The sequence below is a fragment of the Vibrio sp. CCUG 15886 genome (genome assembly GCF_028570825.1).
Classification (GTDB): Bacteria; Pseudomonadota; Gammaproteobacteria; order Enterobacterales; family Vibrionaceae; genus Vibrio; species Vibrio vulnificus_B.
The window spans coordinates 256,187-275,531 of record NZ_JAQQBT010000004.1 but is presented as its reverse complement, the minus strand read 5'-3'; the positions used below and the strand labels follow the sequence as shown (position 1 = coordinate 275,531).

Here is a 19,345-nt window from a genome sequence, read left to right as displayed (position 1 = left end):
GTTCACCCCTGCATAGCGACAGGAAAAGGAATGACAGTATGGTTTGGGATTTGGCTTGCCAGTGTCAGGTGGGGATACTGACTGTGGTAATCAATATCAACCGCTCCTTGTCCCCATCCTCCTCGGCGTTTTAAGAGTTCGACATGTATGCCGTGCTCGGTAGGCGAAAGACGCAAGCTTAAGGACAGTGGTAAAGAAAGGCGATGTGATTGATAAGGGCGGAACATAAACAGTACACAACCCCCTTGCTCGCTGGCCACTTGTAAGCGTTTGACTTGATGAATCTCCATCTCATCTTGCCAAAGGATAACGGTACGACACACTCCGCTTTTTAGGCATTGCTCGGCGGCCCATAATGCTTCTTTGGTTGACACTGAGTGGATCACGAGACAATTGGCTAAGGGAAAATCCATATTACGCCAAAAAGCGGCATTCAAAACGGCAGGGGGATGGATCAGCACGATCAGATCCTGCTGCTGTTTAAGATAATTAGCCAGTAAGCGCAATTCACCGATGCCGAGTGCAGATTCCATTTCCACCACACCATGCTGTGGGAATCCACCACCAAGCAGTTTATCTAACTCATCAATACCAGAAGTTTGGTAACGAGATTCATTAGCGCACCTTGTTGAATTTGCATGCCAAATCAACTGTTGGTTTTTTAAGGTCTGAATGATGTTCTGCATAATAAAATACCTGTGTATATATACAGTATATTTAACTGCCAGAAAGGCGCAAGATTTTTATCGTACAGAAAATGAAAAAAGGCAGCGTTTGCTGCCTTTCTAATCGATGGAAGTAACGAGAATCTGCGCGCTAGCGCTTTGGCTGTGCGTCAATGCATTGGCCATTCACGTCGGTGGTTGCAGGATCCATTAAATGGAGATAAAGCGGCATCAAATCTGCTGGTGTTTTCAGTGTATTGGCATCTTCACCAGGGTAGGCTTTTTCACGCATGCGTGTGCGTGTGGCACCTGGATTAATAGCATTAACACGAATTGGAGAATTGCTGAATTCGTCGGCTAGGATTTGCATCATCCCTTCAACCGCAAATTTAGAAATGGCGTAGGTGCCCCAAAATGCGCGGCCAGAATGGCCTACGGTGGATGAGGTGAATATGATGCGACCTGCTTGTGCTTTACGCAGCAATGGCAATAACGCTTGGGTCATTAAAAATTCGGATTTGACGTTGATTTGTAAGATGTCATCAAAGTCTTCTTCGCTGATTTGATCGAAAGGACTTAAGGTACCCAAGACTCCTGCGTTATGCAGTAAACCGTCCAAGCGACCGAATTGGCCCTCAATGGTTTCAGACATATCGATGTAGTTTTGTTTGGTGGCACCTTTGAGATCAAGAGGAATGATTGCCGCTTGTGGGTAACCAGAGGCTTCTATTTCATCGTAGACGGATTCGAGGTTCTTAACGTTGCGCCCTAAGAGAATTACGGTGGCACCATGTTTTGCGTAGGTCAATGCAGCTTGACGACCGATGCCAGCACCAGCACCCGTCACCAGTATAACTTTATCTTTCAGGGCATCTGTAGAGATTGAATAATCCACTGTGCTCAATCCTTATATTTCTATTTGTTCTATCCTGCGTTGCAAAATCAAACAGATATGCAACGGAAAGTCTTGGTAATCGTGACAAGATGGTTACAATACACCAATTCACACTCTAGGGGATATTACATTGGAATTTTTATTAGATTACGGCTTGTTTTTAGCGAAAGTCGTTACCTTTATTGTGGCGATTGTCGTGTTATTGGTGCTCGCAAAATCCTTGAGTAGCAAATCGTCTGCCACGAAAGGGGAGTTGGAGATAACCAATCTTTCTGAGCAACATAAACAGACTATCGAACATCTAGAGCATTACCTACATGATGACGCCTACTTAAAAGCGCGTGATAAAGCGGCTAAAAAAGAAGAAAAAGAGAAAGACAAACAGCGTGAAAAAGAGGTGAAAAAAGCCGCGAAAGAAGGGACGTTGGATCATAAACGTGAACCGCATCTGTTTGTATTGGATTTCAATGGCAGTATCGATGCGAAAGAAGTGAAATCATTACGCGAAGAGATCACCGCCATTCTAGCCGTTGCAGGCGAAGGAGATGAAGTATTGCTGCGTTTAGAATCTGGCGGCGGCATGGTTCACGGTTATGGTTTGGCCTCGTCACAATTGGATCGTATTAAAGCCGCGGGATTACCGCTCACGATTGCAGTTGATAAAGTGGCGGCCAGTGGTGGTTATATGATGGCTTGTGTCGCGGATAAAATTGTTTCTGCTCCATTTGCCATCGTTGGCTCAATCGGTGTCATTGCCCAGATCCCAAACTTCAACAAGCTATTAAAGAAGCATGATATTGAGTTTGAACAAATGACCGCTGGTGAATACAAACGCACCTTAACCATGTTTGGTGAAAATACCGACAAAGCTCGTGAGAAATTTAAGCAAGAATTGGAAGAAACGCATGATCTGTTTAAAGATTTTATTCGTGAGCGTCGTCCTGAATTAGAGCTTGAAAAAGTCGCAACAGGGGAGCACTGGTTTGGAACGCAGGCCCATGCGTTAGGATTAGTGGATGACATTGCGACTTCTGATGATCTTATTGTTGCGGCATGCAAAGAAAAAACCGTGCTGGCAGTACATTATGTACAAAAGAAAAAACTGGCAGATAAACTAGCCGGTAGCGCGGCAAAAGTGGCAGACAGTGTGATTCTTAAACTGGCTGAGCGTGGACAAAAGCCCATTGTTTAATGCGTACGCACAGGCAGTCATCATTACGGCGAAGGTTCTTACTTTCGCCGTTTTTCATTGTGGTCAATAAGATCGTCGATGTAATCGATTACTTAGGGATTTCTCCTCGCCCCAATTAGCGATTCCCTTTATAATACGCGCCTCTGAAACTGGGTATTAACCCGAGAAAGAAAACAAAAGGTGGAGAAAAACATGTCGTCTCAGACTCCGGTAGTGACCGTAGATGGACCAAGTGGTGCGGGTAAAGGTACCCTTTGCATGCTGCTGTCAAAGAAACTCGGCTTTCAATTATTAGATTCTGGTGCGATCTACCGTGTATTAGCACTGGCTGCTATTCATCATGGCGTAGACACAGAGTCTGAAGATGCATTAGTCCCACTTGCCACCCATTTGGACGTACAGTTTGTTGCTGAAGGCGACTTGGTTAAAGTGATTCTTGAAGGCGAGGATGTCTCTAAAGAATTGCGTAAAGAAGAAACGGGCATGGCGGCTTCAAAAGTGGCAGCATTACCCCGTGTTCGTGAAGCTTTACTGCGTCGTCAAAGAGCATTTGAAGCGGCTCCTGGTTTGGTGGCCGATGGCCGTGATATGGGAACGGTTGTTTTTCCAAATGCCAAAGCCAAAATCTTTCTTGATGCGAGCGCGGAAGAACGTGCACATCGTCGCCTTAAACAGTTGCAAGATAAAGGGTTAGATGTTAGATTTGACGACCTTTTAAGCGAGATCCAAGAGCGTGACGATCGAGATCGTAACCGCCCAGTGGCACCATTACGCCCTGCTGAGGATGCGCTTGTGCTAGATTCCACCTCGATGAGTATCGACGAAGTGGTCGAAAAGGCACTACAATATATCGAATCTAAGCTGGCTGAGTAATTTCACTCAGGCAGGTAAGAACGTCGATCGCAAGGATGATGATTGGCGAAGTTAATAACCCCATGCGGTAGGATACCCATGGAAGTTTAATTTTTTGAAGATTAAATAAATGACTGAATCTTTTGCTCAACTCTTTGAAGAGTTTCTAAACGAGACTGAATTCCAACAAGGTACTATCGTTAAAGGTATTGTAGTAGCTATCGAAAACGGCTACGTTCTTGTTGACGCTGGTCTTAAGTCTGAGTCTGCAATTCCTGCTGAACAGTTCAAGAACGCTGCTGGCGAACTTGAAGTTGAAGTTGGTTCTGAAGTAGACGTTGCTCTGGACGCTGTAGAAGACGGTTTCGGTGAAACTCAACTTTCTCGTGAGAAAGCGAAGCGTCACGAAGCTTGGATCGTTCTTGAGAAAGCTTACGAAGAAGCTGCAACTGTTGTTGGTATCATCAACGGTAAAGTTAAAGGCGGTTTCACTGTTGAACTAAACGGTATCCGTGCTTTCCTTCCAGGTTCTCTAGTAGACGTACGTCCTATCCGTGACACTGCTCACCTAGAAAACAAAGAGCTAGAGTTCAAAGTAATCAAGCTTGACCAGAAGCGTAACAACGTAGTTGTATCTCGCCGCGCAGTTATCGAATCTGAAAGCACAGTAGAACGTGACGAGCTTCTAGAAACTCTACAAGAAGGTTCTGAAGTTAAAGGTATCGTTAAGAACCTAACTGACTACGGTGCGTTCGTAGATCTAGGTGGCGTTGACGGTCTTCTACACATCACTGATATGGCGTGGAAGCGCGTTAAGCACCCATCTGAAATCGTTAACGTTGGTGACGAGATCCTAGTTAAAGTTCTTAAGTTCGATCGTGACCGCACTCGCGTTTCACTAGGTCTTAAGCAGCTAGGTGAAGATCCATGGGTAGCAATCGCTAAGCGTTACCCAGAAGGTCACAAACTATCTGGTCGCGTAACTAACCTAACTGACTACGGCTGTTTCGTTGAAATCGAAGAAGGCGTTGAAGGTCTAGTACACGTTTCTGAAATGGATTGGACTAACAAGAACATCCACCCATCTAAAGTTGTTAATGTTGGCGACGAAGTTGAGGTTATGGTTCTTGAAATCGACGAAGAACGTCGTCGTATCTCTCTAGGTCTGAAACAGTGTAAAGCTAACCCATGGCAGTCATTCGCTGAAGCTCAAGCTAAAGGCGATAAAGTAACTGGTAAGATCAAGTCAATCACTGACTTCGGTATCTTCATCGGTCTAGACGGTGGTATCGACGGTCTTGTTCACCTATCTGACATTTCTTGGAACGTAGCTGGCGAAGAAGCGGTTCGCGAATTCAAGAAAGGCGACGAAATCTCTGCAGTAGTTCTAGCAGTAGACGCAGAGCGTGAGCGTATCTCTCTAGGCATCAAGCAAATGGAAAACGACCCATTCAATGCTTACGTTGCTGACAACAAGAAAGGTGCTCTAGTTAACGGTACTGTAACTGCAGTTGACGCTAAAGGCGCAACTATCGAGCTAGAAGATGGCGTAGAAGGTTACATCCGCGCGTCTGAAGTTTCACGTGACCGCGTTGAAGACGCAACACTGATCCTAAGCGTTGGTGATAAAGTTGAAGCGAAATTTACTGGTGTTGACCGTAAGAACCGCGTAATCAACCTTTCAATCAAAGCGAAAGACGAAGCTGAAGAGCAAGAAGCAATGGCAAGCATCAACAAGGCTGACGAAGCTGCGTTTGGTAATGCTATGGCTGACGCTTTCAAAGCAGCTAAAGGCGAATAATAGACGTCTTAAAAAAGGAGCCGAAAGGCTCCTTTTTTTTACACGAAAGTCTGCTATAAGTTTTAATGGTGAATGTAGTAGTAATTCCACTGAATATTGCCGCCTAGCTTTTGGCTGGGGCTTAAATGAAATTTCCCCAAAAGGATTACATCCAAGTAGCGGATTTTTCACTACAATTTGTAGCAAGTATTTGGTGTAATTGATATTACTTACTATAATAAGTGATAAAAATGACTCGAAGAGGGAAACTATGACTAAGTCTGAACTGATTGAAAGACTCTGCGCTGAACAGACACATCTTTCAGCCAAAGAGATAGAAGATGCTGTCAAAGATATTTTGGAGCACATGGCTTCAACCTTAGAAAGCGGTGATCGTATCGAGATTCGTGGTTTCGGTAGTTTCTCGCTTCATTACCGTGAACCGCGTGTTGGTCGTAACCCAAAGACTGGCGATAAAGTGGAACTAGAAGGTAAATATGTACCGCACTTCAAGCCAGGTAAAGAGTTGCGCGAGCGCGTAAACATTGGCTGATTTACATAAATCGTGATTTAAAAGCGGCATACCTAGAGTATGCCGCTTTTTTATCGTCAGATAATTGTTATTATCCGTGGTCGGCAGGTGGGTTTTCCTGCATAATTGTATCGGCTGATATCTTCAAGGTGATGACAGATGAAAATTATAAAAATCATTGCTGTAATAGCTCTCTTTCTTATTGCACTGGCGTTAGGTTCTCAGAATCAAGAAGTTGTTACTTTCAACTACTTACTGGCAAAAGGGGATTTTCATTTGTCCACTTTGCTGGGCGGTGTGTTTGTCGCAGGCTTTGCATTAGCATGGGCTATTTTTGCTAGCTTACAGTTTAAGATGCGATTAAAAATCAGAAAGCTAAACAAACAGATCAAAAAGCAAAGCACACAGGTCGAAAAACAAGCGTAAGGGCGAATCGGTTTAATGCTTGAATTACTCTTCTTGTTACTTCCTATTGCCGCTGCGTATGGTTGGTATATGGGCCATCGCAGTGCACAGGATGACAAGCAGAAGCACTCCAATCAGATCTCTCAACAATATGTGACGGGGCTGAACTTACTGCTGTCTGATCAATCGGACAAAGCGGTAGATCACTTTATTGAGTTGCTTCAAGTCGATAACGACACGATTGATACTCATCTGGCATTAGGAAATCTCTTCCGTTCTAGAGGGGAAGTTGATCGCGCCATTCGCATACATCAAAATTTGATCTCTCGTTCCGGCTTGACCATTGACCAAAAAAACATCGCGCTACAACAACTGGCGAAAGACTATATGGTGTCGGGTTTTCTGGACCGCGCGGAAAAAATATTCGAACAGTTAGTTGAAGAGCCAGAACATCGTGATGCTGCTTTACAGCAATTAGTCTTAATCTACCAGCAGACACGAGAGTGGGACAAAGCGATTCACTATGCCCACCTTTTAGTGAAGACGGGGAAAAAATCGATTAGAAAAAACATCGCCCATTATTGGTGTGAGCTAGCGATGTTAGAACAAGCGGATGGCAATAAAACCAAGTCCATCAGCCATTTCAAAAAAGCACTGCAAGAAGATCCTAAATGTGTGAGAGCATCGATTTCTCTTGGGCGTATTTACCTCGAGATGGAAGAATATCGCAAGACGATCGAGTATCTAGAACATGTTCTAGAACAAGATGCGGATTTCGTTAGTGAAGCGTTGCCTATTCTTGCTGAGTGTTACCACCATCTAGGCCAAGAAGATCAACTTGTCGAATTTCTGCGCGCGTGTATTAGTAAAAAAGCAGGTGTGTCTGCTGAGCTAATGCTAGCCCAACTGGTTGCACATCACGAAAGTGTTGGTGCTGCCCAAGAGTTGTTAACAAGGCAATTAATTAAAAACCCGACGATGAAAGGTTTTTATCGATTGATGGACTACCATCTTGCAGAAGCGGAAGATGGAAGGGCCAAAGAAAGCTTAACAACGCTGCAGGCAATGGTCGGAGAGCAGCTTAAAATTAAGCCTCATTACCGATGTCGCAAATGTGGTTTTTCTACGCATTCCCTTTATTGGCATTGTCCTTCCTGTAAAGGGTGGGGGACGATCAAGCCAATCCGAGGATTGGATGGCGAATAGTTTCAATGCAGCTGACAGAGTTTCTGTTCGCTGCATTTTTTTAACCTTTTATTTAATAAGAACCAAAAACAGTTAGGAGATGAAATGATCGACCAAAAAGTTATTGTCGCACTGGATTACGATAATCAAGCCGATGCACTGGCCTTCGTAGATAGAATTGATCCTGCGTCATGTCGCCTAAAAGTAGGTAAGGAAATGTTTACGCTATTTGGTCCTGATTTCGTACGTGAGCTTCATAAACGTGGTTTTTCTGTCTTTCTAGATCTGAAGTTTCATGATATCCCAAATACATGTTCAAAAGCCGTTCGAGCAGCCGCTGAGTTGGGTGTCTGGATGGTGAATGTACATGCAAGTGGTGGCGAACGGATGATGACAGCATCTCGTGAGATTCTTGAACCTTATGGTAAAGATCGCCCGTTACTGATTGGTGTGACCGTACTCACCAGCATGGAGCAAAGCGACCTAGCAGGCATTGGTTTGAACGTTGCACCACAAGATCACGTGATTCGCTTAGCTACGTTGACGAAGAATTCTGGTTTGGATGGTGTTGTGTGTTCTGCTCAAGAATCCTCTCTGCTGAAGAATGAGCTGGGCAAAGAGTTTAAATTGGTTACGCCAGGTATTCGCCCGCTCGGCTCAGAACAAGGTGATCAACGTCGTATCATGACACCGCTTGAAGCGGTACAAGCAGGTTCTGATTACCTTGTTATCGGACGGCCAATTACGCAGGCAGTAGATCCTGCGGCAGTCTTGCAAGCTATAAATACAAGCCTAACCAAATAGCTTGAGCTCATAGATTGATACTTATGCTGTTTTTATTGTGATGCTTGTCGCAAAATAAATGGCGCGTTATGAAAATATTTATATTGAATTTTTATGCACTCTTTGTGACTATCAAAGAGTGCATTTTTATTTGATAGGGCAAGTAAAATCAAATGACTTTTGGATTGTTGAGTTTTCTATTGGTTCGGTGAATGGGTTTGTTATGCGGTAAAGTGAATGGGAGTCGACTATCTATGCATGTTTGTATCCGTAACGCGCTCTATATTAGAAAAGCCGAATTTGATATCACCCTAACATTTGGTTTTTAATTGATGCTTGTGTGTTAATTATTCGTAATCATAACCACACTTTCATACGTTTTACCGTGTGATTGACTAAAAAATATATGTAAGACTGAGCGTTCAAATGTTGCGGATTGTAACTGAGAACGTACTTATTGATACTTTTGTGATTATATATCATCAGAAATTATCGTTTGGCCGCAACAAGGTCGTTGTGGTCTTAAGGCAATCAATTTGTCACAGCATGGAGTTAGAGCGTAGGTGTTATCTTATATCCTCAGACGTATGGCGTTAATCGTGCCGACGTTTCTTGGCATTACCATCTTAATTTTTGCCATTACCCGTTTTGTGCCTGGTGGCCCTGTAGAGCGTATGCTGGCAAGCATGCATTCTGGCAGTGATAGCGCTACGGTCAGTGTCGCTGGTAACAATTCGGCCCTTTCCGAAGATCAAATGGCAGAGCTAAACGCTTTCTACGGTTTAGATAAACCAGTTGTTGAAGCTTATTGGGATTGGTTGACTCGTCTTCTTGTCTTAGATTTTGGTGAATCCACGCGCTATTATGAGCCTGTTGGGACTATGATCGCCGAGCGTCTTCCTGTTTCCTTATTTTATGGCGGCATGACGTTTTTTATCAGTTATTTTATTTCCATACCCTTAGGTTATTACAAAGCTATAAAGCACGGTTCTGTTTTTGACTCTGCATCATCGATAATGATTTTTGTTGGTTATGCTTTGCCTGGTTATGTTGTTGGCGTATTTTTGATCACCGTTTTTGCCTATAACCTTGAATGGTTTCCTATGGGTGGTTTTGTCGGCGATGACTTTGACGACTATGAAACCTTCTGGCTTCAATTTAAAGATATTATGTGGCACGCAGTCTTGCCGCTTATTTGTTATTTGATTGGCGACTTTGCGACGTTAACAATGACGATGAAGAATAGTTTAATGGAAAACCTTTCTTCAGATTATATCCGTACCGCGATTTCTAAAGGGTTGCCTTTTAAAAAAGCAGTGAAAAAGCATGCTTTGCAAAATAGCTTAATTCCAATCGCAAGTCATTTTGGTAATTCTCTATTGTTCTTTATGACAGGTTCATTTTTGATCGAAGTTATTTTTAATATCGATGGTATAGGACTTCTTGGCTACGAATCTATTATTGAGCGTGATTATCCCGTTGTAATGGGTATTGTTGCTATTAATGCTGTTATGTTGATGGTGGGCAATATTCTTTCAGATCTTTGTGTGGCATTAACTGACCCACGAGTAAGGTTTGGTGCCTGATGTTTACTGTAAGCCCATTAACTCAAAAGAAAATTAAGGCGTTCAAGAATATTAAACGTGGCTATTGGTCATTTATTGTTCTCTCGACCTTACTGGTTCTGTCTCTATTCGCTGAGTTATTAGTTAATAGCAAAGCTCTTATCGTAAAGTACCAAGGGGATTGGTTTTTCCCTGTGATTAGTGATGTACGCTCAGGAACAGATTTCGGTTTGGATTATGCTAGCGAAGCGGATTATCGTGTGCTGCAGAAAAAGTTTGCCCAAGCGGATGAAGGCAACTTTGTACTCATGCCAATCGTTCCTTGGAATCCGTACGAACAAGATTTCTCGGGTGACTTTCCTCCAACAGCGCCCAATGCAGAGACGAAGCATTATCTAGGGACTGATGTCATCGGACGAGATATTTTAGCGCGCTTGGTGTATGGCTTTAGAACTGCGATGGGATTTGCGCTAGTTACGATGGCGATATCCTATGCGATTGGCACCGTAGTCGGTTGTGCAATGGGATTCTTTGGTGGCAAGTTTGATCTGTTCGTCCAAAGGCTGATTGAAATATGGTCTATGGTGCCGTTCCTCTATGTCATTATGATTCTCGTTTCTATCACCCAACCAACTTTCGCGTTATTTGTCGCTATAAACGTGTTATTTGGCTGGATGGGGATGACTTGGTACATGCGTACCATGACATATAAAGAATCTGCTAGAGAATATGTTATGGCTGCGAAAGCGCTAGGTGCCTCGACTATGCGAATTCTATTGCACCATATTTTGCCGAATACAATGGTGATGATAGTAACCCTAGCTCCGTTCACCATTGCGGGTAACATTACAGCGCTAACCGCTTTAGACTATTTAGGGCTAGGCCTAATGCCACCAACACCAAGTTGGGGTGAATTATTACAACAAGGTAAATCGAACTTAGACTCTCCTTGGATCGTGTCATCTGTCGTTACGTCTATCGTAGCGGTATTGGTTATGGTGACTTTTATTGGTGAAGCGATCCGCGCAGCCTTTGATCCAAAGAAATTTACTCGATACGTATAGGTATCAGTTTCAAGGAAGATACACAGATGCAATACACAAAAGTAAGTCTCGCTACATTAGCCGCTTTGTCTGCTTTGAGTTTTCAGACATTCGCACAATCTCTGCCTAGTGACCTTAATTGGTTAACGAATAAAAACGAGCCGCTATTTGCTTCAGAAGAGGCCAAACGTGGCGGTACGCTAACGACCTATATGGTGAGTTTTCCTCAGACACTGAGAAGTGTTGGTCCTGATGCCAATTCTGGTTTACGCCATTACTTCATGGATGGCGCGCCAAAACTCGCGCAGCGTCACCCTAATACAGGTAAGTGGATTCCTCAATTGGCAGACTCTTGGGCTTTTGATGCGGACAACAAAACCGTCTACTTCAAGCTGGATAAGAACGCAAAGTGGTCTGATGGTGAAAGTGTTACCGCCGACGATTATGTGTTTATGATGAAGTATTATCAGTCAAAGGACATCATCGACCCTTGGTATAACGATTTCTTCACCAACAGCATAAAAGAAGTCGTCAAGTATGACGACTACACCATTGCTATCAAAACGGCCACTGCGCAGAGTGATGATGCTTTAATGGTGCTGATCAACATGCCAAGTAATGGTGTGCAACCTCGTCCTGAGCACTTTTTTAAAGGCACTAAAGACGACAATAAAGATGGTATGCCAGACAACTTTGTTCGTGCATTTAACTTTAAGGCAGAACCCACTACAGCCGCTTATTACATGGACAATGTAGAAAAAGGCAAACGCGTTACTTTTAAGCACGTTGGCGAGGATTGGTGGGGATACAGTAATCGCTATTATCAAAACCGCTACAATGTTGACAAAGTTCGCATCAATGTCATTCGTGATCAAGATATTGCCTTGAAACATTTCGAAAAAGGCAGTCTTGATTTCTTCGATATGATTCTACCAGAGTATTGGCACAGCAAAGCCGATTCTGAAGGCTTTGAGAAAGGGTATATCCAGAAGTTTTGGGGTTACAACCAAGCTCCACAGGGCGCTGGTGGTTTGTGGATGAATACTGCTATGCCGCTACTGGATGACATTAATGTTCGTAAGGGGATCATGCTTTCAACAGACTATGACGGTATGATCACGAACATCATGCGTGGCGATTATTCCCGTAAGCCTCATGGTCTTGGTTTCGGTCACGGACAATATGACAAACCAGACAATAAAGCACCTGAATTTGATGCAGAAAAAGCCATCGCATATTTTGAGAAAGCAGGCTTCGACAAAATCGGTGCTGATGGTATTCGCGTGAACGAAAAAGGGCAAAGATTGTCTTTTGCCATTACTTACGGCTACCAATCGTGGACTCCTCGAATCGCCTTCTTAAAAGAGCAAGCTAAACTAGCTGGCTTGGAGTTTACTTTGAACCTGGTGGATGGCTCTTCAGCCTTTAAATACATCCTTGAAAAGAAACATCAACTGGCATTTCTCAACATGGGCTCAGGTGAAATCCCTGCATATTGGGAATATTTGCATTCAGACAATGCCAATAAACCTCAAACCAACGCTCATACCAATTACAGCAGTCCTGAGTTAGATAAGTTGATCGAAGCATACGATGCTGAATTTGACCAAGAGAAGCGTTTTGCACTTTCTCACCAAATTCAAGAGTACGTAGCAGAAGCCAATATTATTGTCCCTGGTTACATGGTTCCTTACACCCGCGCAGTTCATTGGCGTTGGTTGAAAACACCTCAAACAGCAATGACTAAGGCGACAGAAAACATCTTCCACCCAATGGATATCGGCAATTTCTGGATCGATAAAGAGCTCAAAAAGGAAACTGAGAAAGCGATGAAGTCAGGTAAGACATTCCCGAAAGTTGCCGTTGTTGATGACAGATACAAGATGTAATTAGGTAGGATCAGGAAGATGAACAGTGAAGTAGTTCTAAGCGTTAAAAACTTAGAGACTGAGTTTCAAACGGATGATGGTGCTGTACAAGTACTCCACGGTGTAAGTTTTGATGTAAAAAAAGGACGTACACTAGGTTTGGTTGGCGAATCTGGATGCGGGAAAAGTGTCACGTCCATGTCTATCATGGGCTTGCTACCTAAGCCGTACGGACGAGTTATTGGTGGCGAAATCCTCTATCGAGGCAAAGACCTCGTCACTCTTCCAGCGGATGAAATGTATGCCATGCGTGGCGATCGTATTTCGATCATCTTCCAAGATCCTATGACAGCACTCAATCCTGTCCATACGGTAGGTAAGCAGCTTATGGAAGTATTGAAGCTTCATCGACCTGATTTGGATAGAAAAGCCCGTCGTGAACAGGCGTTGGAAATGTTGAAAAAAGTTCGCATCCCAATGCCTGAAAAGCGCTTAGATGAGTACCCACATAATTTATCTGGTGGTATGAGACAGCGAGTCATGATCGCAATGGCGTTGGCTTGCAAGCCTGAGATCCTGATTTGTGACGAACCCACAACCGCTCTAGATGTTACCGTTCAGGCCTCAATTTTGGAGTTGATTAACGAACTGCAAGAAGAGACCGGCATGGCGGTTATCTTTATTACCCATGATCTCGGTGTCGTTGCGGAGATATGTGATGATGTAGCGGTCATGTATGGCGGCAAGATAGTCGAATATGCCGATGTTTTTGAATTATTTGATGCCCCTAAACACCCTTATACAGAACGGTTAATGGGATTGATGCCAAGTTTAGAGCATGAACCTAAACAATTGATCGAAATTAAGCCGATTGACGTTTCAAAATTTCCTGAGTTTCGAGGTTAATTATGGATGAGATACTGAGAATCGAAGGATTGAAGCAACACTTTGTTTCAGGAAAAAAACTTTTTTCCAAGGGATATACCGTAAAAGCCGTTGATGGTGTTTCCTTAACAGTGAAACGAGGAGAAACTTTAGGTCTTGTTGGTGAGTCGGGGTGTGGGAAAAGTACGCTTGGTCGCACTATTCTCAAGCTATTTGAGCCAACTGACGGAAAGATCTTCTTTGAAGGACGTGATATTACGAAACTCTCTGCAAAAGAGATGCGTCCTTTGCGTAAAGAGATGCAAATTGTCTTTCAAGATCCACTTGAGTCGTTAAATCAGCGACATACGATAGGTATGATTTTGGAAGAGCCTTTCATTATTCACAAAGTAGGAACGCAGCAAGAAAGAAAGCAATGGGTATTGGAGTTACTCGAGAAGGTGGGGCTCCCTGCGAACGCGATTAATCGGTATCCACATGAATTCTCCGGTGGACAGCGCCAACGTATTGGTATCGCAAGAGCGATTGCACTAAAACCAAAGCTGCTTATCTGTGATGAATCGGTCTCCGCGCTCGATGTCTCTGTCCAAGCGCAAATCATTAACTTGCTTTTAAAATTACAGCAAGAAATGAACTTAGCCATTATCTTTATTTCACACGATTTATCAGTAGTGAGACAAGTGTCAGATAATGTTGCAGTGATGTATTTTGGTGAAATCGTGGAATATGGTAAATCAGTAGAGCTATACAATAATCCACAAAATGACTACACAAAAAAATTGCTTTCAGCGATACCAATAACGCATCCAAAATACAGAGTTAAAAAAAGAGAAGTGACTCGAAAAATATCATAATTTGTTACATATAGAAAAAGTGAATTTTTTAGAATTTAATATTATTTTCTATAAAGTAGCACAAGCGTTAAATTGAAAAATAAATATGGAATTTAACCGTAAAGAGAACTCTTTACGGTTAATAGGCTTATCGGAACAATTTGTTACGAAGGACACGTGCAAATGTAATTCGGTAAACCGTTTAACTTAAGTTTATTCAAATAAACTTAAATCTCATGGAAGTTAACAATATGCAGCACACAACAAAGTGGAAGATAACGCCGCTCGCTATTCTATTAGGTGCATTATTTTCTTCTTCTATATATGCAGAAGAAAATAGTCAAACTAATGGCGAAAGCAACACGGAATCGACCTCAGAAGCACAGTCTTCGTGTATTTGGTGTAATGTCAGCGGTTCAGCTTCACTTGCCTATGACAGTAATCTATACGACACGAATGATTATCGCTCGGTTAGAAACTTTTCATGGAATGGAACTCTTAACTACAAGTTATCAGATAAGACTGGCCTATATTTTTCTACAGGTGGCTATAGAGCCTTAGAAGATAAAGTCGGTACTTATGCAACAGACTCTGTTTTTGGAGCAAGTTACTCCAATATCTATGAGTTTGGTGAGACAGGTAAGATAGGGTTAAGTGGCCAACTAACCATTCCTACGTCAGAAATATCACAAGACACCAAGCTATATACAGCGATTCGGATATCAACCCCAATTCGTTTTCAAATGCTAGGCGGAAATTATTCCGTTACGCCTAGAGTGAGAAAAAACTTTTACAAGTATGAAACCATGAATGGCCGAGTTTTAACCGAATGGGTTTACTCCATCTCTGTAGGCGGTAGTTATAGTTTTGATGATCTAACGATTGGAGCTTCGGCTTTAGGCGGTAATGGCATGAGTTACAAAGGAACTCGCAGTCGTCAGTTTACTTATGGGGCGTCAGCATATGCCTCATATGGGATTACTGATAACTGGTCTACGTCATTCACGGTATCAACGGCAGGTTTCTATTCAGACGCAGAGCGAGGAACGCTAGGCAATATCGATTTGTTCGATACTGATAAAGCGACCTATATTGCACAACTAACGTTCTCTTTCTAGGGAAAAAAATATTATAACAGGACGATAATATGCATTTTAAAAAAGTAGCATTAGCGTCTGCAATAACAGCTATTTTAGCCGGCTGTGGCGCAGATGACCAAGCATATGACACACTAAGCAAACCAGAAAATTCGTTTGAAAAAACGAATGTAAAAACAGACCAAGTTTATCTTTATATGCCATCTATGGCGAACGCTCCTAAGTTTGCAGGCTCAATGGCCCCGTTTATGCAGGGACAAGAAAAGCTTGTAACTTTGGCGTTTGAAGCGAGCCAGGATAACTCGGGATCTGGCGAGTTGAAGGTACGAATGATTAGCCCTGACGTCATTAGCCAGGGAGAAATTGATAAAGGTCAATTAGGACGTTGGATCAATAATCCAGACGACACAAGTCTAGTTCTTTCCATTCCAGTTGACTACGTAGACTACCAATGTCGTGAAAATGACTACGGGGAGTGTACGAATAAAGAAGAAAAAGTAGATAACAATGAAGTGCGTTGGCAAGACCGCCGCTTTTTTGAACCTAGCTTTGATGATGTAAAAGTTGCTGAAGCAACATGGAACCAGTTATTCACATTCGCAAGTGGATGTTATACGAAAGTGGGTAGCCCTCGAGTTGCTGCAAACGCTAACACGGGTTGGAAGGGATACGAAGTTACAGCCGATGGCGTAATTAACTTTGAAGTTAAACAAGATTATCGTATCGCAAACAACTGGCGCTGCATGATTAACTCCTTAAGTAGTAACGGCTTTGACATGGATAAGTTGTCGTTTACGGCATCTCAATTCTATTCTCTTGTGCCTCTCGACCTTGTTCGCTCTTCATCGACAGAATATGAACCAGTGATGTATCTGAAAGGTGATGAGGATACTTTTGGCTTCTTTGCTAATGAAGTAGGCCGTCCTGATCCATCGTATGTAGATGGACAATTTGATCAGAAGTTTAGCTATCTTCACCGTTTTAACCCAAGCCTAGAATTTATTGATTACCATCTTTCGGACAGTTTTGATCAAAACGAAGAAACACGGTTCTTTAAGCAGGTCACGAAAGATGTTATTGACCGAATTAATCCACAGTTAGAGAAAGTGGGTGTTCCCAAAATTCGTCTTCACGAACCTTCAGGTAAGTTGTCAGGTGATTTGAGATACAATGTTATCAACTTGATTGATGAGCCACTAGACAATGGTTTGGCTGGGTATGGCCCCTCAGCGGTTAACCCGTTGACAGGCGAAATTGTTCACGCACATGTAAACCAGTACTCAGGTGTTTTGCGTTCAATCTCTGATTGGCTATGGGATCGTATTGCTCAAGATTATAACAAAGGGCGAGTTGAATTAGTTGCAAAACCGGATACAGGTTCTACATCTAACGCGACAAACAGCACTGGAGAATCAACTACATCAAACTCTGTCGCCTCTATTACTGAAGCGTCTCAGTCTACAGAAGTTGTTTCTTTGGGAGATATGGTTGCGTTTGAGCAATCTCCAATGGCGAATGAGTCTATGGCCGATGTCATTGCCGCTGTTAAAGAAGAACTTGAAGCCAATGATGAGAATGTCTCATTTGAAGATTTAAGTGCTATCAAAGAGTTGGAGCGTCGTCTGTGGGCTGAGAACAATATGTACCCAGTTTCAGCGCTTCGATCTGGTGCTACATTGAAGAGTCTGCCAAGTTCTATTGGTGGTATGAGCTTCAACTTCCAAGATGCATCTCTTTGGAACAATGGTCAAATAGGCGAAGTTGGTAGCCTAAAAGAATGGGCTGATTTGACGGAGAAACAACAAGAAGAGCTGAGCCTGTTCATTGTTGGCGTATTCTATGCGAAAACGCTTGTACATGAGCTAGGCCATAACTTTGGTCTTCGTCACAACTTCAAAGGTAGTAATGATGCTTCAAACTACTTTAAAGATCATGAGCTTGCCGAGCACGGTCTGAAAGTAGTACCTGGGTATTCATCGATCATGGATTACAACCCATCGCTATTGAATGCACTACCAGTTTTTGGTCCTTATGATTTGGCCGCTTTACGTTTTGGTTATAAGCGTCAAGTTGAAGCTACTGAAACGGTAGTGAATCAAGCAGACAATACCACGAGCGAGCAAACTGTTTATCTCGACGCTGGCCAGTATGATGCGCAGCTTCGCGAGGAGATTCTTGATCCTTACAAGGCACCTTCGGATCTTCTAAGTGACGGTACAATCAAAGCGCTAGCATCGGAAAACCCTGCGATTCCGATGAGAGACTTTGCGTTTTGTACTGACGGAAATGTAAGTTTAAATGATGACTGTAACCGTCATGATGAAGGGCGCAACCGTTCTGAAATTATGTCTTACAAGTTAGAAACTTACGATGACCTGTACTACAAACGTACAGTACGTGGTATGAGAGAGAACTTCTCTGAAGGGACGATGATGAGTTACACAGTTCGTCGAGTTCAAGAGTTCCAAGATTGGCGTAATGCCCTACATGTATACGATCGCTACCGTGAGTTAGTATTCTCTAGCCCTCTTTCACATATCCAAATGCAGGGCTTGCCAAAAGCACAGGAAGCGTTCTGTAGTGATGAAGCAAATGCAACTCGTTGGCCATTTGCCGTTTACTGTGGTGCTCCATTAGCTGTTGATAAAGCGCGTGATCAACTTGTAAACATCCTGATTACTCCAGACCATACGTGTGAAATTGAGAAAGCTGACGGTTCATTTACTTACAAGAAACTTGCAGAGATCATGGGCAATTATTCAATGCGTAATAATTTCCCTATCAACTTCGTCCCGACGACATGTTTTGATGACACTATCAAAGCGTCATTAGCAACAGGGGAAAAAGTTGTAGGTGAGATAGGTAAGTTCCTAAACAGTGGCAAGGCTCCACGTCCTGCTCCAGTAAATAACTACTCTAACTACATCGATTACATCGGTCATTGGCCAGATAAACTAGCGGCATCCGTGGCACTAGTTGATCGTGTTGGTATGCGTCGTTCAACAGATCGCTCTACGACATCACTGTTAGAATTACCAGAAACGACAGGGTTAGCAAATGGATTTTTCCAGTTCTATCCGAAAGGGGATCTCTTGCTAGATACTTTGATTTTGGGTGAAGAGTTTCTTTATCTGAACTTCAAAGATGAACAAGGTAATTACTCTCGACCAAAAGGTGACTTCACTGCAATAACATGGGACGATAAAGTCGAAACTATGCCATATTACGGTAGTTGGAGTGTACGTAATTACTTTGCGCTTCCTCGTTTCGAAGAAGTTCCATTGACCAAAGCTATTTTGACGGCAATGGTTTGGCATTCAGCAGGAAATATGGTGGATCAGCGTGATGAAGTATTAGCTCGCAAGATCAGTATGCGAAGTGAACCTGTTGGCTCAATGAGTGATTTACGTACGTTTAAACGCTCAAACGGCACTACTTACTACGCTACACCAGAAAACAGCTACGCTTGGAATATGATTGCATTCACGAATGACATTAAAGCGTTGCAAGAAGCTGAAGCAGCCTCTGTTGATTTGACAACGTTGACTTTAGAAGCTGTGGTGCTTGCAGATTATCAAGATGCTGAAAAACGAGCTGAGTTGCTTAAGAAGTATGCCTACCAGTTGAAGTCTCTGGAGAATTTACCAGTATATAACCGTACTAGTTACTTATCTGATGACTTACACGCACACTAATCATTGATAAATAACTCGAAGCCCGCTAACCAGCGGGCTTTTTATCATTTTAATCAATAAACAATATTTT

At 42.8% G+C, this 19,345-nt stretch carries 16 protein-coding genes; 14 read left to right on the top strand and 2 right to left on the bottom strand.

Features of this window, described 5'->3' with window-relative positions; genetic code table 11:
- Positions 1 to 2: 2 nt before the first annotated feature.
- Entirely contained in the window at positions 3 to 686 is a 684-nt protein-coding gene (gene imuA / locus PQQ36_RS11275) for a translesion DNA synthesis-associated protein ImuA (RefSeq protein WP_013572059.1), read from the bottom strand.
- Between the two features lie 130 nt (positions 687 to 816).
- A complete protein-coding gene (locus tag PQQ36_RS11270; RefSeq protein ID WP_011080800.1) occupies positions 817 to 1,560 on the bottom strand; it encodes a YciK family oxidoreductase in 744 nt (247 codons plus the stop codon).
- Between the two features lie 130 nt (positions 1,561 to 1,690).
- Between PQQ36_RS11270 and sohB the strand changes: the two genes are divergently transcribed.
- The 14 genes from sohB (at position 1,691) to PQQ36_RS11200 (ending at position 19,275) form a co-directional block, all read left to right on the top strand.
- Complete coding sequence (gene sohB / locus PQQ36_RS11265; RefSeq protein ID WP_273661218.1) at positions 1,691 to 2,752, top strand: protease SohB; 1,062 nt, start codon at positions 1,691 to 1,693, stop codon at positions 2,750 to 2,752.
- 192 nt (positions 2,753 to 2,944) lie between these two features.
- Complete coding sequence (cmk, locus tag PQQ36_RS11260; RefSeq protein WP_011080798.1) at positions 2,945 to 3,625, top strand: (d)CMP kinase; 681 nt, start codon at positions 2,945 to 2,947, stop codon at positions 3,623 to 3,625.
- Positions 3,626 to 3,734: 109 nt separating this feature from the next.
- The gene (gene rpsA, locus PQQ36_RS11255; protein WP_273661216.1) at positions 3,735 to 5,405 is read left to right on the top strand and encodes a 30S ribosomal protein S1; all 1,671 of its coding nucleotides are present in this window, start codon (positions 3,735 to 3,737) and stop codon (positions 5,403 to 5,405) included.
- Positions 5,406 to 5,655: 250 nt separating this feature from the next.
- Complete coding sequence (ihfB, locus tag PQQ36_RS11250) at positions 5,656 to 5,937, top strand: integration host factor subunit beta (RefSeq protein WP_011080796.1); 282 nt, start codon at positions 5,656 to 5,658, stop codon at positions 5,935 to 5,937.
- Between the two features lie 138 nt (positions 5,938 to 6,075).
- Positions 6,076 to 6,342, top strand: coding sequence for a LapA family protein (locus PQQ36_RS11245; RefSeq protein ID WP_011080795.1), 267 nt, complete (start codon positions 6,076 to 6,078; stop codon positions 6,340 to 6,342).
- Positions 6,343 to 6,357: 15 nt separating this feature from the next.
- Positions 6,358 to 7,527 (top strand): lipopolysaccharide assembly protein LapB, encoded by a 1,170-nt coding sequence (gene lapB / locus PQQ36_RS11240; RefSeq protein ID WP_061058398.1) that lies wholly within the window; start codon positions 6,358 to 6,360, stop codon positions 7,525 to 7,527.
- 84 nt (positions 7,528 to 7,611) lie between these two features.
- A complete protein-coding gene (gene pyrF, locus PQQ36_RS11235) occupies positions 7,612 to 8,310 on the top strand; it encodes an orotidine-5'-phosphate decarboxylase (RefSeq protein WP_011149988.1) in 699 nt (232 codons plus the stop codon).
- A 542-nt stretch (positions 8,311 to 8,852) separates the two neighbouring features.
- Positions 8,853 to 9,875 carry an ABC transporter permease subunit gene (locus PQQ36_RS11230; RefSeq protein ID WP_011080792.1) on the top strand — a complete coding sequence of 341 codons (1,023 nt, stop codon included), beginning with the start codon at positions 8,853 to 8,855 and terminating at the stop codon, positions 9,873 to 9,875.
- A complete protein-coding gene (locus tag PQQ36_RS11225; RefSeq protein WP_045619963.1) occupies positions 9,875 to 10,918 on the top strand; it encodes an ABC transporter permease in 1,044 nt (347 codons plus the stop codon). The genes PQQ36_RS11230 and PQQ36_RS11225 overlap by 1 nt, the downstream gene beginning before the upstream one ends.
- Positions 10,919 to 10,944: 26 nt before the next feature.
- Positions 10,945 to 12,786, top strand: coding sequence for an extracellular solute-binding protein (locus PQQ36_RS11220; RefSeq protein WP_011080790.1), 1,842 nt, complete (start codon positions 10,945 to 10,947; stop codon positions 12,784 to 12,786).
- Positions 12,787 to 12,804: 18 nt separating this feature from the next.
- Positions 12,805 to 13,671, top strand: coding sequence for an ABC transporter ATP-binding protein (locus PQQ36_RS11215; RefSeq protein WP_011080789.1), 867 nt, complete (start codon positions 12,805 to 12,807; stop codon positions 13,669 to 13,671).
- A gap of 2 nt (positions 13,672 to 13,673) precedes the next feature.
- The gene (locus PQQ36_RS11210) at positions 13,674 to 14,504 is read left to right on the top strand and encodes an ABC transporter ATP-binding protein (protein ID WP_011080788.1); all 831 of its coding nucleotides are present in this window, start codon (positions 13,674 to 13,676) and stop codon (positions 14,502 to 14,504) included.
- A gap of 230 nt (positions 14,505 to 14,734) precedes the next feature.
- Complete coding sequence (locus PQQ36_RS11205) at positions 14,735 to 15,601, top strand: hypothetical protein (RefSeq protein WP_013572052.1); 867 nt, start codon at positions 14,735 to 14,737, stop codon at positions 15,599 to 15,601.
- Positions 15,602 to 15,630: 29 nt separating this feature from the next.
- Positions 15,631 to 19,275, top strand: a complete 3,645-nt coding sequence (locus PQQ36_RS11200; RefSeq protein WP_013572051.1) for a zinc-dependent metalloprotease — start codon at positions 15,631 to 15,633, stop codon at positions 19,273 to 19,275.
- Positions 19,276 to 19,345: the final 70 nt, after the last annotated feature.